This is a genomic window from Adhaeribacter rhizoryzae (assembly GCF_008629685.1).
In the GTDB taxonomy this organism is placed as follows: domain Bacteria; phylum Bacteroidota; class Bacteroidia; order Cytophagales; family Hymenobacteraceae; genus Adhaeribacter; species Adhaeribacter rhizoryzae.
Map to the genome: position 1 here is coordinate 144,337 of NZ_VWSF01000012.1, position 15,879 is coordinate 160,215.

General features: G+C 42.7%; 16 protein-coding genes. 8 read left to right on the plus strand and 8 right to left on the minus strand.

The genetic code is table 11. From position 1 onward, the window contains the following. Positions 1-19: 19 nt before the first annotated feature. The 3 genes from F0145_RS15910 to F0145_RS15920 all read left to right on the plus strand — a co-directional run bounded on the left by F0145_RS15910 (position 20) and on the right by F0145_RS15920 (position 2,505). The gene (locus tag F0145_RS15910) at positions 20-595 is read left to right on the plus strand and encodes a Crp/Fnr family transcriptional regulator (RefSeq protein WP_150089673.1); all 576 of its coding nucleotides are present in this window, start codon (positions 20-22) and stop codon (positions 593-595) included. 67 nt (positions 596-662) lie between these two features. Further along, the gene (locus tag F0145_RS15915; RefSeq protein ID WP_150089675.1) at positions 663-1,115 is read left to right on the plus strand and encodes a carboxymuconolactone decarboxylase family protein; all 453 of its coding nucleotides are present in this window, start codon (positions 663-665) and stop codon (positions 1,113-1,115) included. A gap of 679 nt (positions 1,116-1,794) precedes the next feature. Then, positions 1,795-2,505, plus strand: a complete 711-nt coding sequence (locus F0145_RS15920) for a DUF4197 domain-containing protein (RefSeq protein WP_150089677.1) — start codon at positions 1,795-1,797, stop codon at positions 2,503-2,505. A gap of 75 nt (positions 2,506-2,580) precedes the next feature. On the opposite strand, the gene F0145_RS15925 is transcribed toward F0145_RS15920, so the two are convergent. Continuing rightward, complete coding sequence (locus F0145_RS15925; protein WP_150089679.1) at positions 2,581-3,060, minus strand: DUF4126 family protein; 480 nt, start codon at positions 3,058-3,060, stop codon at positions 2,581-2,583. A 264-nt stretch (positions 3,061-3,324) separates the two neighbouring features. Here F0145_RS15925 and F0145_RS15930 point away from each other — a divergent pair, with 264 nt between their 5' ends. After that, positions 3,325-4,356: a Gfo/Idh/MocA family protein gene (locus F0145_RS15930; protein WP_150089681.1), complete on the plus strand. Its 1,032-nt coding sequence runs from the start codon at positions 3,325-3,327 to the stop codon at positions 4,354-4,356. 246 nt (positions 4,357-4,602) lie between these two features. Here F0145_RS15930 and F0145_RS15935 read toward each other — a convergent pair whose 3' ends face one another. After that, entirely contained in the window at positions 4,603-4,875 is a 273-nt protein-coding gene (locus F0145_RS15935; RefSeq protein ID WP_150089683.1) for a hypothetical protein, read from the minus strand. 4 nt (positions 4,876-4,879) lie between these two features. Beyond that, positions 4,880-5,098, minus strand: a complete 219-nt coding sequence (locus F0145_RS15940) for a type II toxin-antitoxin system HicA family toxin (RefSeq protein ID WP_223816113.1) — start codon at positions 5,096-5,098, stop codon at positions 4,880-4,882. 216 nt (positions 5,099-5,314) lie between these two features. On the opposite strand from F0145_RS15940, the gene F0145_RS15945 reads away from it, so the two are divergent. After that, positions 5,315-5,860 (plus strand): REP-associated tyrosine transposase, encoded by a 546-nt coding sequence (locus F0145_RS15945; protein WP_150089685.1) that lies wholly within the window; start codon positions 5,315-5,317, stop codon positions 5,858-5,860. Between the two features lie 101 nt (positions 5,861-5,961). Beyond that, positions 5,962-6,435 carry a phospholipase D-like domain-containing protein gene (locus F0145_RS15950; protein ID WP_150089686.1) on the plus strand — a complete coding sequence of 158 codons (474 nt, stop codon included), beginning with the start codon at positions 5,962-5,964 and terminating at the stop codon, positions 6,433-6,435. A gap of 176 nt (positions 6,436-6,611) precedes the next feature. On the opposite strand, the gene F0145_RS15955 is transcribed toward F0145_RS15950, so the two are convergent. From F0145_RS15955 to F0145_RS15970, 4 genes are all read right to left on the minus strand, one after another. Next, a complete protein-coding gene (locus F0145_RS15955) occupies positions 6,612-7,850 on the minus strand; it encodes a hypothetical protein (RefSeq protein WP_150089688.1) in 1,239 nt (412 codons plus the stop codon). A gap of 3 nt (positions 7,851-7,853) precedes the next feature. Continuing rightward, positions 7,854-10,376, minus strand: a complete 2,523-nt coding sequence (locus tag F0145_RS15960; RefSeq protein ID WP_150089690.1) for a DUF2339 domain-containing protein — start codon at positions 10,374-10,376, stop codon at positions 7,854-7,856. Between the two features lie 853 nt (positions 10,377-11,229). Then, positions 11,230-11,622, minus strand: a complete 393-nt coding sequence (locus F0145_RS15965) for a VOC family protein (protein ID WP_150089692.1) — start codon at positions 11,620-11,622, stop codon at positions 11,230-11,232. Next, positions 11,616-12,497, minus strand: a complete 882-nt coding sequence (locus tag F0145_RS15970) for an alpha/beta fold hydrolase (protein WP_150089694.1) — start codon at positions 12,495-12,497, stop codon at positions 11,616-11,618. Before F0145_RS15970 ends, F0145_RS15965 begins: the two co-directional genes overlap by 7 nt. Positions 12,498-13,292: 795 nt before the next feature. Between F0145_RS15970 and F0145_RS15975 the strand changes: the two genes are divergently transcribed. Together F0145_RS15975 and F0145_RS15980 are read left to right on the plus strand one after the other, a co-directional pair. After that, positions 13,293-14,369 (plus strand): sensor histidine kinase, encoded by a 1,077-nt coding sequence (locus tag F0145_RS15975; RefSeq protein WP_150089696.1) that lies wholly within the window; start codon positions 13,293-13,295, stop codon positions 14,367-14,369. 102 nt (positions 14,370-14,471) lie between these two features. Further along, entirely contained in the window at positions 14,472-15,233 is a 762-nt protein-coding gene (locus F0145_RS15980; protein WP_150089698.1) for a LytR/AlgR family response regulator transcription factor, read from the plus strand. 164 nt (positions 15,234-15,397) lie between these two features. Here the strand turns inward: F0145_RS15980 and mscL are convergent, their stop codons facing one another. Further along, positions 15,398-15,826: a large-conductance mechanosensitive channel protein MscL gene (gene mscL / locus F0145_RS15985; protein WP_150089700.1), complete on the minus strand. Its 429-nt coding sequence runs from the start codon at positions 15,824-15,826 to the stop codon at positions 15,398-15,400. Positions 15,827-15,879: the final 53 nt, after the last annotated feature.

The window sequence follows — 15,879 nt, forward strand, 5'->3', positions numbered from 1 at the left end:
CAAAACGCCATTAACCCCAATGTTGAATATTCTTAAAAAACATATAGAAAAATTCGTACAAGTTTCTGATGATGAATTTGAGGGAATAAGAAATTTCTTTGAAACCAAAGATGTAGCTAAAAAAGAAAACTTATTAGAGGCAGGCCAAATTTGCAAGCATCATTATTTTGTATTAAACGGCTTGCTACGGAAGTTTTACATCAACGAAAAAGGCATTGAACAAACCACTGAATTTGCCATAGAAACCTGGTGGATGACCGACAACATTGCTTACGAACACAATATTCCTTCAGAATTTTATATTCAGGCGGTAGAAAAATCTAAGATACTTTACATTACACAGGATAATCAGGAAAAACTATTAAGGGCATTTCCGTTAATGGAACGCTATTTCCGGTTTGTTTACCAACGGGCTTACGCCGCTGCTCAAATGCGGGTCAAATATCTTTTCTCACTTTCCAAAGAAGAATTTTATTTTCAATCGGTTAAAAGGTACCCAGAATTTGCGCAACGAATTCCCCAATACTTACTAGCTTCCTTTTTGGGATTTACGCCCGAATATTTAAGCGAAATCCGTAAGAGGCACATTTCTTAAACCAGTTTAAGTTTTTTCGCTGTATCGTTTTTCAATTTTGCATAAACAATTTTAAAAGAATAATGCCATGCAAAAACGATTCAACATTAAAGCAGTAGCTCCAAATGCGTTAAAAGCAATGATTGGTTTAGAAACTTATCTTTCTCAGTGTTCTATCTCCAAAACAACCAAAGAACTTATTAAAATCCGTGCTTCACAAATCAACGGGTGTGCGTTTTGCATCAATATTCACACGCAAGACGCCATTAAAAATGGCGAAGCCAATCAGCGTATTTTTTTGCTGAATGTTTGGAGAGAAGCGGAGGGAATTTTTACGGAAGAAGAAAAAGTAGTATTGGCAATAACGGAAGAGATAACTTTAATTCATCAAAATGGATTATCGGATGACACTTACACAGTCGCTCTACAATTTTTTAGCGAAACCCAAATTGCAGATATTATAATGGCAGTTACTACCATTAATCTCTGGAACAGGATTGTATTAAGCACCCACCTATTAATAGGACAAAGTCTTGCATAAGACTACCATAAATAAAAATCGCAGGTTTAACGACCTGCGATTTTTACTAGAGGAAAAAAGCTTTTGGTTTATTCTGCTTTGAACGAATATAGTACGCCTGCAATGAATAATAAGAAACTAAGTAGTTATGTGAATATGCAGAAAGAATGAGTGAGGAAAGGTTTGAAATGTAAAAGACCGCAGGTAACCTTACCTTGCTAAAAGCGGGGCATCTGTAGTTGGGTGACCTCTGCAAATCAACTAACTTTTACCATTGCCCCTAGTCTAGCTATCCAGAACCTTCTGCTAAATTTGGCCAATTTAGATTTATATATATTCCAAAATGGACTGATAAAATTCAAGCGGAGTGGGCAAGAACCCTTCTGCTTAACAGGACTGCCTGAGCTTACAGCAGCGCAATTGCAAAGAACAGTTGACACTATAAATCTAGCCTTTCCTGATTCAAATGTCGTGAAATATAAATCTATTATCTCATCTTTAATACCCGATAATAACGATCGCCATGAGCTCGCGGCGGCATACGTTGTGGTGCAGAAGTAATTGTAACGGCTCCGGGAGGAAGCTATTTAGCAAGGAACCAATAAATTCCTTCCTGAATGACAGTTTTGGATTTCAATAACCAATAAAAAATAGCGTTAGAAACGCGTTGCGTTGTTTATTAAGCAAAAGAATAATTTACATGAAGCAGATAATAATATTAATGGTATTGGCATTTACCGGTACCGGCGCTGTGGCCCAGATAGATTTAAAGAAAATAAAACAGGCCGTAACCCAAAGTACGCTTTCGAACCAGGAGGTAAGTGCCGGTTTAAAGGAAGCGCTCACCAAAGGCGCCACCAAGGGCTCCGAACTGGTATCGCAGGTAGATGGCTATTATAAAAATCCGGAAATAAAAATACCTTTTCCGGCGGAAGTTAGAAACGTAGAAACCAAACTGCGGCAAATAGGCATGGGCGCCGAAGTAGATAAATTTGTGCTGGCCCTGAACCGCGCGGCGGAGGATGCTGCCCAAGAAGCCAAACCGGTTTTTGTATCGGCTATTAAACAAATGACCATTCAGGATGCTTTTGCTATTTTAAAAGGCCAGCCCGATGCCGCTACGCAATATTTGCAGCGCACCACTTCCGATGAGCTAACCCAAAAATTTAAGCCTATTATTCAGAATTCGCTGGCAAAGGTAAACGCCACGCAATATTACGCTACCTTAATAAATACGTACAACAAAATTCCGCTGGTAAAAAAAGTAAACCCTAACCTCGACGATTACGCCACCGCCAAGGCGCTGGATGGTTTATTTTTAATGGTAGCCAAAGAAGAGAAAAATATTCGCCAGAACCCGCAGGCCCGCACCTCCGAAATATTGAAGAAAGTATTCAGCAGCCAAAGCTAGCGCTAGGTTAATTAGAGAGAAATTATAAAAATATTAAATATCCGGCATCCAACTTTCCTGGATGCCGGATATTTTTTAGCCCTTAGCTATCTGGTAGCCGCCCGCCAGGGCTAAGGTATCTTCCAGTACAGCAATAGTGGTATCGGGCCAACCGGTGGTTTGTACCAGCTTTTGGCGCACCGTAAAGAATACGTAAGTTGCCGCCGCTGCTGCCAACCCACCCAGTAAAAAACCAACGGCCTGGCTTTGCTTATTGGCCATTGCCAGGGTAGCGCCAGCCAGAGCACCCGATAAAACCCGGGCACCTAATTGGGCCGGTTCTATGCGGTTGGGCGTAAAAGGCATTTTATCGCCGAGCAACTCGGCCCCCGCCGCTATTTTTAACCCCTGCGCCACTTTGGGTACCTGCAGGTAATGCAACGGCGAAAAGTTTAATTGTCCGGTTGGTGACTTAACCAGTAAGTGGCTCAGCAACGCCGGCGCGGCTGCAGCGCGCATACCGGCTACAGCGCCCATGCCCATAATACGAAAATATGTTTTAGTTCTTTTTTTCATCTGTTGTGGTTTAGGATAAAATAAAGATACGCAGGCCTTTTAAGGAATGTTCTTTTATGCTGATAAGAAGCCGGCATAGAAAAATAGCAGGCTTGCTTACTACCCGTTAAAGCTATGTCTGAACCGGTCGCATTTGGTTTAACTAATATTTTAAATTTAATTGCCATTTAATATTTAAAGTCGCTTAGCAGTTTAGCAGCGGTTTATAATTATTTTAGACCGATTAATTGCGTTAATTCACCACATATAATAAATAAAAACAAGATGAAAAAATGGAATTTTGGTATAGTTGGAGCCGGCATGATTGCAAATTTCCACGCAAAAGCCATTCAAAGTTTACCAAATGCAAACCTGGCCGGTATTTGCAGCGATGTGCCGGAGCAAACCCGCCTGGTAGCCGAAAAATACAATTGCAAAGCCTTTGGCAGCAACGAAGAAATGTTGTCTTCGCCGGATATTGATATTGTTACCATTGCTACACCCAGCGGCGTACACATGGAACCCGCTATTATGGCTGCGCAATACGGTAAACATACCATTGTAGAAAAGCCCGTGGAAATAACTTTAGACCGCATCGACCAAATGATTGCGGCCCATAAAGCCGCCGGTACCCAGTTAGGCGCTGTATTTAATTTCCGTTTTAACGATGCCGTACAATTATTAAAACAAACCGTAGAAGCTGGCCGGTTTGGTAAAATCAGTCATGCCTCGGTGCAGGTACCCTGGTGGCGCAAACCCGAATATTACGCCGGTAGCTGGCGCGGCACCTGGAAAATGGACGGCGGCGGCGCGCTCATGAACCAGTCAATTCACATGGTAGATATGCTGCAATATTTAATGGGGCCACTCGCTTCGTTGCAGGCTTATACTGCTACCATTGCCCACGAAATTGAAGTAGAAGATACCGCTACCGCCGTAGTGCAGTTTAAAAATAATGCCCTGGGTGCTATCTACGGTTCTACCGCCTCGTTCCCCGGTCAGCTCCGTCGCATCGAAATTACCGGCACCAAAGGCACCGCCGTGCTGGTAGAAAACAGTTTTAGCGTTTGGGATTTTGCCGACCAAACCGAAGAAGACAACGCTGTTTTAACCAGGTTCCAGAACGAAACTACCGGCGGCGCTTCCGACCCATCAGCTATTCCGTTTGAGCCGCACGCCAAAAACTTCGCCGCCTTTATCGCCGCCCTCGACGAAAACCGGCCTTTTGAAATAGACGGCACCGAAGCCCGCAAAGCCGTAGAAATAATTCTGGCCGTTTACCAATCGGCGAAAGAAAAGAAGATGTATACGTTTTAAATAAAGCGTTGCCTTAAATATTTACAGCCTGAAGTGCCGGTTATGGGTAAACTTCAAGCTGTAATATTTTTATGGGGTAGAAGGAAGGTGATTTGTAAGGGAATTTAATATTTACTACCGCCAGTTACGGCTCTGCCTAAACTGACAGCATTTAAAGAAAGAGTTATGAAGGGTAATTTTATTTTTTGTAAAATATAAAAAACCTTTATATGAGGATACTTTAGTTTTATTGGTATTTATTTAAACCTAAGCGGAAACCAATGCCAGATGTTTACCTGTGGTGGTATCGAAAACTAACTGAAATTGATTTTTTCCCAGGGTAACGTGTTGGGTATAATTTTTTAGAGGTACTACCTGGCCAATATAATCTTCCAGCACCAATTCGCTGGCTTCAATGGTGGTTGCCTCTATGTCTTCTTCATGGTAACAGTGCGTATAGATTTCATCGGTATCCAGGCAGGTTATCGAAAAACCTTCTGGCTCTTGTTGGTACTCGTAGGTAAGGGTTAATAAGGCCATCCGCTTAAATATTATCTTCAGCTAATTTAACACTGTTTTTTATACTGTTCAACGTTCCTATAGGTATATTGTTATTCCCATGAACGGCAACAATACAGCTTTTGCCATTTTTCTTAAATTTTTTATGGCTACCTTTCTGACTTACCAATTCCCAGCCATTCTTCACTAGCTCTTTTATGACCTCTTTGGCGGTCATTGGAGTTTTCCATTGATAATTGCTCATGCATTATTAAAGTTTAAACGGCCGGAAAGTATAAGACAATTAATTGAAATATTATCTGGTATTTTTGAGGCATTTACGATAAGAACTAAATTTTTGAAAACCCTTTAATTAAAATATATTCCTAACCTGGCGCGCGTTTAGCGGAGCGTAACGAGTGCCAACATCAGCCCGTTCTAAAAGCCTTAACCAAATATAATTCTTAAATAGCTGCCAAGAATGTCGGAAAAGTATAAATTCAATGATTCCCAAGGTATTTATTTTGTGACTGCCACGGTTGTTCATTGGATAGACTTATTTACCCGTAAAGAATGCAAACACATTATACTCCAATCACTGCAATATTGTCAGGAACAAAAAGGCTTGGTTATACATGGGTGGTGTTTAATGGAAAGCCATTTGCACCTGGTAATAAGTACCAGCGGTGAACCTTTGTCTGCTATTATGCGCGATTTTAAAAAGCATACCAGTCGGCAATTGGTAAAAACGCTTTTGGAAGTAAATGAAAGCCGGCGGGAATGGTTACTGCGGGCCTTTACCAAGGCCGGCGAAAACCTACAACGGATAAAGCATTATAAAGTCTGGCAAGACGGCAATCATCCTGTGCTTTTGGATAGCAATTATTTGCAGGAGCAAAAGTTAAACTATCTCCATCAGAACCCCGTGGAAAGTGAAATTGTGGAAGAGCCGGAAAATTACTTGTATTCTTCTGCCAGGGATTACGCCGGGAAAGCTGGGCTGTTGAAGGTAGTGTTGCTGTCCTAAAGATAAGAGTATCTTTGGCACGCGTTACGCTATCGCTAAACGCGCGCCAGGTAGTGGTTTACGATAGAAACAAAATTGTTAGTATTTTATAAATAAAATATATGTTCTCCTTTTTTCGTAGTTCTCCTAAAACAACTTCACAAGCTTACTTCAGCCCTGGCGAAACTTGTTTAAACGCGATTATCTCGGGCATAAACAAGGTGCAACGGTCGCTTAAAATATGCGTGTTTACTATTTCCGACGACCGGATTACGCGGGCAATATTGCAGGCCCACCGAAAAGGCGTTCAGGTTAAAATACTCACCGACAACGAAAAGCTTTTCGATAAGGGCTCCGATATTCGGGAACTGGCGCAGGCGGGTGTTCCGGTCCGTATTGATAATTCGCCTAACCACATGCACCATAAGTTTGCTATTCTGGACGATAAAACCGTGCTCACCGGCAGCTACAACTGGACCCGCAGCGCTGCCCTGTACAACCACGAAAACCTGATTACCTCGGGTGATACAAACTTGGTGAAAGATTTTGGCCGCGAGTTTGATCGGTTGTGGGCCGAAATGGTGCCTTTTAAATAATTATTGCAGACGATTTAACTTCTTGGGGAAATATTAAAGTAAAATCACCCCAGAACCCCTACCGGAAAGACCAACTTTCTGAAAAAAGGAGGGAGCTAAGCCGATGCTTTTGCGAAGGTTTATCCAAGAGGATTTAAGGCGTTTCTGTATTTTCTGACCTTACTATTTATTACTTATTAAGGCTTTTTCGAGGTTTCCTGCAACATGCGGTAAGTCATAAAGCCTAGCAGGCCGATAACCAGAATAATAGCTACCCAGATAATATTGCTGTTGGTAAAAATGGTGGCAGTTTTTGGTGCGTTGGGAGTAGCTAGCGGTTTAAGGCGGGTGGGGGTAATAAGAGGTAAGTTGCCGGGGATGCTGTCTTTAAAGTAAGCCAGGTCGTAATTGGGCGGGAAAACTTCTTCGTTGCCGAACGCCAGGTGATACGAGTGGTTTTTTTGCAGCGAGGCAACCAAGTAGGTATTCAGGAAATAAAACTGAATATTTTTTAGCTGCAACGGCGGGTTATCCTGGTTGTTAATAACGAGGTAAAAATCATCGGATTTAAAATTGTTTAAAGTAAACGTGTTTTCCTGGTCTGATTGCAGCCGGAAAGTAGCCACAGGTTCGGAGGTTTTATAAGTTTTGCGTCGCCGCTTTTTCCGGAATTGTCCTGCGTAAAGCGTAGCCTCCCGCACGTAATAAGTTGGGTTGGTAATAGTAAATAGTAGTTTATCGGCGTGTACCGGAACCGGGGTTTTGAAGAAAATAAAGGTTTGTTTGAGGTCGGCGCTGTCGGTTTGGCTAAACTGTACGTGGGGTACGGCGGTGTATTTGCCGTTCTCGGAAAAAGTATCGTAATAACCCGCCGATAAAATATTAAGCGGAGCACTCGTGGAGTCGTTTATAATGAGCCGGTAATATTCGTAATCGCTGAGCGGGAAATTAAGCAGGTTTACTCTAGCAGTGGCAGCCTGGCTGTAGAGCGAATGCAGGAAATATTGGTCTTCGAGGCCGTACCAGGTTTGCGCATCGTTGCTGCCGCTGAGGCTGGCTTTTTTACGCACGTTGGTGTTTTTAATAAGCAGGCTAATGTTGTTTATTTTGCTTCGGCTGGGGTTGCGTAAAATTAAGGTGGTGTTACCGCCCGGCATCAGGGTTTTCTGTACAACTTCGTACTCCCGGAATAATTTACGGGTTTGTACAGGCTTTTCCCGTTCCAGTATGTAAGGCACTTCACGGTGCGCGGTGTCGTAGAGCCTAATATCTGAGAAATCGGTTTTGAGGTGGGCACCAACGGCAGGTGTAAGGGCAATTTTATAAAAACCACTGGCCGGTACCGGGGGCAAAGCGGCCTGGTATTGGAAGTTTTGCCCGAAGGCAATTTGCACTCCCAATATTAAGTTCAGCAATAGGAAAGCTAACTTCGGCATGGATTATTCTTTTACTGGTGGTGTGGTTTCATCAGCCAGAATCAGTCTTTTAATATTCTGGTACATAAACGAAATAACCAGCAACAGCACGCCCAGCGAAATAAAAGCCGCAATTTTACCACCCTCCGAAATACCCCGGATATCGTAAATAAATAATTTGAGCAGGGTAAGGGTAAACAGCGAAAGCGAAATAATGCGCAGGGTTTTATTTTTTTGTTGCAGCCCAACGTACATGAGCGCAAAGGCACAAATGCCCCACAAAATAGGGAAACCCACTTTATTGCTTTGCCTGATTAACTGTTCGAAGCGCTCGTAAGCCGCGGTTTGTACTGCCGGAGATAAGCCGGTAAGGTTAGTAGCCGGGAATTTAAAATATATAACGTGGTACAATAATTCGGCGCTGGCAGCATAAACCAATACAAAGGCCAATAGCCAGAGCAGCAGGTTTGGCGCTTTCGGCGAAAAAGGCACCAATATTTGCCGGTTCCGCAACAGGAAAAACATAATAAGCCCTACCAAAAGCAAACTCAAATAATGCATATAAAACCCAACCATACCGGGTGCATTATATAACAAGTGCGATTCTAAGAGGTCCATTACCGACGAACTGAAAATTGTAATATATGCCACCAACCCGAGCAAACCCAGCAGCATAATAATAGCTAAGTGTGCGGGTTGGCGCTGGTACCGGGAGAACAAGAATAAACCGCTAATAAAAGCCAGGTTGTAAGCGCCCGTAATAATGCTGCGGGCCGGCGCCGAAGCTACGTAAATATTTAGTTGGTAACTCAGTTCCAGGGCCAGCGAGAAGTACAAAACCACCGTTAATATTAAGCGTAAAGTACGGGCATAGCCGGCTGCGGGCAAGCTAAACCACCGGAACTGAATGGGTTCGGTTTGTTTTTGCAGCAAATACCGGGTAAATATTAAACTCAGGATAGAAATAAAACTGGTAATAAATGCTTTGTTCAGAAGCACCGGCAAATTTTTAGTTTGTGGTGTATAATCGAGGTACAGGTACAGCCAGTCCATTACCAGGCTAATCAGCATTAAGCCCAGTACCACTACCGAGCCCACACTTACCAGCCTTAAACCCGATTTTTGCGCCAGCCACAGCAATAATACAGCTTCCAAAGCCCAGAACATAGTAATATAATTGCCTTCAAGTTGAATTGGCACCGCCAGGCTGATGAACGTAACGACTAAGCCAATGAGCAAATAAATCAGGTTACGGTCGGCTTTCTGGTTGCGGAACAAAACAAACGCAAAACCAAAATTAAATACCGCAATAGCCACCGTAAACAAACCCCGGTACAAACCGCTTTGTAAATTACCCAGCACCAGCATACCCGCCCCAAAGTACAGAAAAGTGTTACTTAGCAAAATAGAAATATCAGCGGCCGAGAAGCGGGCTTTTTCTTTCAGGTTATTAATAATATTCATCAGGAAAAAGATGATGTAAAACAACGTACCGAATATTAGCGCACCCACGTAAGGCGCGTCTTTTACACCTGCTACCCGCGTCGAGAGCCAGCCGCCGTACAAAATAATCGTAAACCCATAGGCAATAAAATTAATAATGCGCCAGCCTTTTAAGTAAGCCAGCACCAGCATGCCCACGTTCAGAATCAGGATATAAATAAACAGCATCTGGTAATTGCCTTCGCCGGTACTCAGCATAAAAGGCGTGGCAAAACCGCCAATAATGGCTATTACCGCGAGCTCCACCCGATTGTACGATACCGATAACAGAATCGAAAAACCGGTAATAACCACCATAATCAGGAAAGCGGCCGTTTGGCTGAACAAAGCGTATTCGTGGAAAGCAATGGCAATGGTAAAGTAGAGCACGGCTAGACCGCCGCCTACCAGCACCGAACTGAAAGCCGGCAGCGTGTGCCGTAACCGGTGCGCCAGTCCAATGAGCAAACCACCCGCCAAAATACCAATAAATACCCGCCCGATTTCGTTTATCCAGTCTTGGTCAATGGCAAATTTTACGAAGTAGCCAATGCCCAGCACCAGTATGGCAATCCCAATTTTATTAATCAGGTTTTCGCCGATAAATTTCTCCAGGTCGGGGTTGTTTTGTAAAAACCGCTGCAAGAAGTTTAGCTGCGGTTCGGCCGGAATAGGAGCTGGTTTAAACGCGGGAACAGCCGGAATATTAGGGGTAACTTGTTCTGGTTGCGGTGTTGGGTCGAATGACGAAACTGGTAGCTTTTCTGCTGGTTTGCTTGTAGTAAACAGTTCAACAGCAGCCGGAATATTTGTTGCCTGAGAAGGAGCAGGTGGTGTAAACACCTGCGCAGATGCTGTGGGCTGGGCTAACGGAACGGTGGTAGGGGAGGCTTCTCTGGCCGCCTCTGGTTGCTGGGCCTGGATTGTACTAAGGGTTGATTTTAACTCCCGGATTTCCTGGTTTAGTTGGTTAAAGCGGGCGTGCATTTCCTGGGTTTTATCAGATAACCTGCGCAGGATAATAACCAGGGCAATAAGCAGCACAACGAGTATCAGAAATTCCATGGGGCCAAATAAAAAATTAATCTAGGTAAAAATCAGGACAGATACCATTATTGCGAGTTTATTAAAAATAACCCGACTAAGATACAGGCTGATTTAAAACCAAAAATACTTTTGGTTAAGGAAAAAGACCAAGGCTAATTTTAATTTTAAGACTTTTAATAATTAGAATTTGTGTGTTTAAAACATTGTAATTCAGTAAGTTATTAATGTTGTATAATAGGTTAGAACTTGCTTTTTCGGAGATTAAATTCTTGAAGCGTTAATAAAGGGCAATATTAAAAACAAGCCTGCTACAAAAAGAACTCTGCTTTTGCGTCAGCTATCTATTCTTTAGGATTGACCTTTGCGGCCCGTCATCCCGAGCCTGCCGAGGGATCTATAATCACAATCTTAACAAAGTTTTATTGTTTTGATAATTGCTTCAAGAGGGGGGATGGTGTAGAATTAAATATTCTACAATTAAACGGAAATATTGCTTTTGCTTCGGTCATTATTTAGGCGGAAATAGATCCCTCGACAGGCTCGGGATGACGGGCCACCTACGTTTATCTAAGAAATAAAAGTTTGATGAGTAATAACTATTAATAGGTAATACAATGTTTTAAAATAGGTTTAAGAAACTCATCTCTGTCATTCAGGGAGGAAACTATGTAGCAGGTAGCCAAATAGTTTCCTTCTGAATGACAGAGATAAGTTTCTTAAGCTAACAAACTGTTTGAAAAAAACTTTGCGTAGTAGCAGCTAATAAAAGACCATTCGTAGTTATTGGGTATTAAATAAGAAAGTTTAGCTAAGAAATTCGGTTAAGACCTAATAAATTAAGATAAATTAAGTTTTTCGTACTTAATTTAAATTATCCCCAAAGCCCATCAAACAGCACTACCCGCCAGCCGTCCGGGTCTTCAAAAGTTAAGCCTTTTTGTTGCCAGTAAGGGTTTTCGGGAGGTACCGGGGTGTACCCTAACGCGTGCAGGCGATCAACCGTTTCGGTTAAGCTGGTTTTATCATCGAGGTAAAATACCAGTAGATTATCTTTGGTAGGGGCCGGGCAGGGGCTACTATTTTCGTGTTGGGTAAACTCCAGGTGATATTCGCGGCCGGGTAAGCCCAGCATAACGCCACTGTACCCGGCGTGGTTCTGAAAAGAGCCCAATATTGCCAGGCCTAAACCTTCGTGGTAAAATTGTATTATTTGCTGCAACCGGTTGGTAGGGCGGGCCACGCGCACCTGTTTAAAATTTAGCATTGCAGGGTTTTAATAATTTCCTGCCAGTGGTTCAGGTAAAGCAAATGGGCTTCGTTTTTAAATATTTTAAGGGTGTTGTGCGGCAAACGCTCGTCCAGGAAGTAAGCGGTAGCCAAAGGCCATAATTTATCGAGGCTGCCATGCCATTGGTAAGTAGGTACGGTAATATCTTCCAGGTGAAAACCCCAGGGGCCCGAAATAGTACGGGCATCGCGGTAAATTCCTTCAGCACCCTGGGCATACACGTCTAAAGTAGCCTGCTGAAACATGGTAGCCAGTTTGGGGTTCAGAAACAATAAGGTGCGGTCGGGGGCCGGTAAATTCTCGATGGCTCTGGCTATTAGCTTTTCGGGCGCTTTTTTTACTTTAGAAAAAATATTCCGGAAAAACAGGCGGCTGAGCCAGGGCGTATAATTATTAAACCACCGGATTAATTTCCAGTTTTTAGGCAATATTTTTTTTACACCGGGTCCATAAAACGGAATACTGCTGTTGGCCAAACCTACATTCCGGACCAGTTGCGGGTAACGTTGCGCAAAAGCGAGGGCGTAGGGGCCGCCACCCGACCAGCCCAGTACCGAAACCTTTTCTTTTATATTCAGCAGCACCAACGCTTCGGCCACCATATCGGCAAAATCCTGTAACGAATAATAGTTGCGTTTATCCGAAAGGCCGATACCCGGCCTATCAAAGGCAATAATGCGGGCATTTAGGGCATCGGCCAGGCTGGCATCCGGATGAACCGCTTGGCGCGAGGCACCCAGGCCATGAAAAAACACAATTGGGTTGCCATTGGTACGGCCCGAAATAGCCAGGCCAAGCTTAAAGCCGCTGGATAAAATAATGGTTTTGGTTAGTTGTAGTAGTGCCGACATAATTTTAATGCCACAGAGGCGATTGATACGAAATACCAGCCAATGCTAATATAGCAATTTTTGCCGTTTTTAAAAGCGTTTCTTTCAGGCCACGACAGATTATTTTACGTGAAAACCCCAACTCTTGGCTAAGCCGCACGCCTCCGGTAAACCAGGTAAAATTTCAACCCCCCATTTCAGGCATTCAGGTCCTTACTTTGGTCATTCGGCAAGATAATTTTTTAATAAAACCCACTTTACCGCATCTTTGGGTAGATTATTAAATAATTTTTTTACCTAAAATAATAAGCCTTTGCAATTTTAACGGCATAGGTAATATCGAATATCAGATTTTTAGAATAGGAGCCAAACCAGCGGGAATTGGAGCAGGGTAGAAAGAGAGAAATCCGCCGATAAATGGTACTGGGTTTGGATTCTGGTAAAACCAGAAAGCTGAATTAGATTTTTCTTCTTGTGTTTGTTTTGTTTGGTGAAACTTGTAACCGGGGAAATATTTATTTTAAATATATTTCCCGGTTCTGGTCCCAATTTCCGGGTGTAACCGGCGCCAGGTGTATTCAAACCAACTCTTTCTCCATATCCAAACCAACAAATTGTAAATTAAGCTTTGGCTGCTTTTGCGCTTGCGCGTACCGGCAGGCAATTTTTTTATTTAAAAAGATTAGAACAATAATTTAAAACATAACCAACTAACTAAAAAAGGCCAAAGCAAAAATGCCTTTTAAAGGCCGGAGAAATAAAATAGTGTTTAAAATTAAATAAATTTAACGCCGCCAAATCCATGAGAATTAAAAAATGAAAGTTAAATTAATGCGAAGAAGAACCAACGTGATGATGCGGCATTTAGCTTTTAAAATAGGAGCAGCCCTGGTGCTCTCTATTGCCTGGACTTTTTTGCTGGCTTACCTGTTGTTTGGCTACTTTTTGTACCCAACCGATCACCTGCTTTTCGATCTGGCGAACTCCTTCGTCATGTTTTTCCTGTTTTACGAAGGCTATATTCGCATTATTACTTTCCTGGAAAGGCGCTTCCCGAAATGGCAGATGAATGCCGAAAAGTATTTGTTCGGGTTGGTGCTTTTTAAGGTTTATAGCCTGATTATATTCTTGGTTGTAAGCTTTATTCCTTCTAAATTATTGTTGGGCGATGCGCTCATTAGCCCCTTAAGCGATGCCGCCGAACTGCGGCTGAGTTTTATTATGCTGGTGCTGGTATCGGCTTTGTATTACGGTATTCTTACCAGTTTTCATATTTTTAAAAATATTCACCAGGCCAGCCTGCAAGCCGAAAAAATGCAGAAAGAAATTGCCCAGGCCCAGTTCGATACGCTAAAGAACCAGGTAAACCCGCATTTTTTGTTTAACAGCTTAAATGTGCTCACCTCGCTTATTCCGCTGGACCCCGACATGGCCGAAAAATTTACCGAGCAATTATCCAAAGCCTACCGGTACGTGCTGGAACACAAAGCCGACGACATGGTGCCGCTTAAAACCGAGCTGGAATTTATTTATGCTTACCTGTTTTTGATAGACATAAGGTTTAAAGATAAATTAAAGTTAAATATTAATTTGCCGGCGCACCGCTTGCATTGGCTGTTGCCGCCGCTTACGCTGCAGTTGCTCATCGAGAACGCCATTAAACACAACGTACTCTCCAAAAAATCGCCGTTGCAAATAGATATTTTTGTGGATGAAGACGATTACCTGTGCGTAACCAACAACCTGCAGGTACGCGACGATAAAATGGTTTCTACTGGCGTGGGCTTGCGCAATATTTCGAACCGGTACGGTTACCTAACCAATAAACCAACGCATTTTGGGGTGGAAGGTAAAAATTACGTAACCAAAATACCGCTGCTGCAAACCGTGTAGCAACCTTTTGGAGCAAAATTACCCAATAATCATTTGTAAAAAAGTTTTTGGGTAAAAACAGAACAGATAACCAACTTACAAGAAAAAGCTAAAGGATTTAAAATGAACGTTGTTATTATAGAGGATGAGGAATTAGCGGCCCTGCGGCTGGAGAGTATGATTCAGAAAATTGACCCCACCATTGAAGTTGTGGCCAAGCTGGAGTCGGTGGAAGAATCGGTGAAGTGGCTTAGTAATAATGATGACCCGGATTTAATATTTCTGGATATTCACCTGGAAGATGGCCTGAGTTTTAATATTTTCGACCAGGTACAGGTAAATTCGCCTATTGTGTTTACCACCGCTTTTGATGAGTACGCCATTAAGGCTTTCCGGCTCAAGAGCATCGATTATTTGCTGAAGCCTGTAACCATGGAAGAACTGGAACGCAGCCTCGAAAAATACAAAGCCTGGTTAAACCCCGCCGAGGCGAAGCCGGTAGATATGCAAGCCTTGTACCAGATTATTAAGAAAAAAGAGCCCGATTACCGCAGTCGCTTCTCGATTGTAGCCGGCCAAAAAATTAAAACCATTCCTATTGAAGAAGTAGCTTATTTCCACGCCGATGAAGGCATTGTTTGTTTGGTAACCGAGAAAAAAGCCAAATATCCCGTAGACTTCAGCCTGGATCAGTTATCGGAACAACTCGACCCGAAAGTTTTCTTCCGCATAAACCGCCAGTTTATTGTAAAGCTTTCTTCTATAGAAAATATTCATGTGTACCCCAAAAGCAAGCTACAGGTAGAATTGCAGCCAACGCCGGGCAGCGAAGTATTTGTAAGCCTTGATAAGGTTACCCGCTTTAAAGAGTGGCTAAATGCCTAGAAAATTAAAGGCGATTTAAGAATACCATAACAATAAAAGGGCAGGCTTTTAAGCCTGCCCTTTTATTGTTATGGTATTCTTAAATATTATTTGTTTGCACAGGGCAATGTTAAAGACCCTTGAAGTTATAAAAGCTATTAGTACTTTTTACTACAGCGTTCAGGTTAAGATAAAGGAGTTTTCCGGTCGCGCAGTAAATCCCGGATTTCGGTTAACAAAAGCTCTTCTTTGCTGGGAGTTGGAGTAGCCGGGGCGGCTTCTTCTTTCCGCTTCATGGCGTTAATAGCTTTTACCATCGAAAAAATAGCCAGAGCAATAATCAGAAAATTTACCACCGTCTGAATAAAATTGCCATAGTTTATAGAGGCTCCTTCTTTCACCACGCGGTTGCCTTCCATTACCGGGTCCGAAAGCTGCAGTTTCAGGTCGGTGAAATCTACGCCACCGGTGGCCATTCCAATAGGTGGCATTACAATGTCGTTTACCAAGGAGGTTACAATAGCACCAAAAGCGGCACCAATTACTACGGCTACCGCTAAATCAATTACATTGCCTTTAACGGCAAACTGTTTAAATTCTGAAATTAAGCTCATAGTTCCTTAATTTTAAATGCGTTATACTAGTATTGTTATGGCTAAATATATAA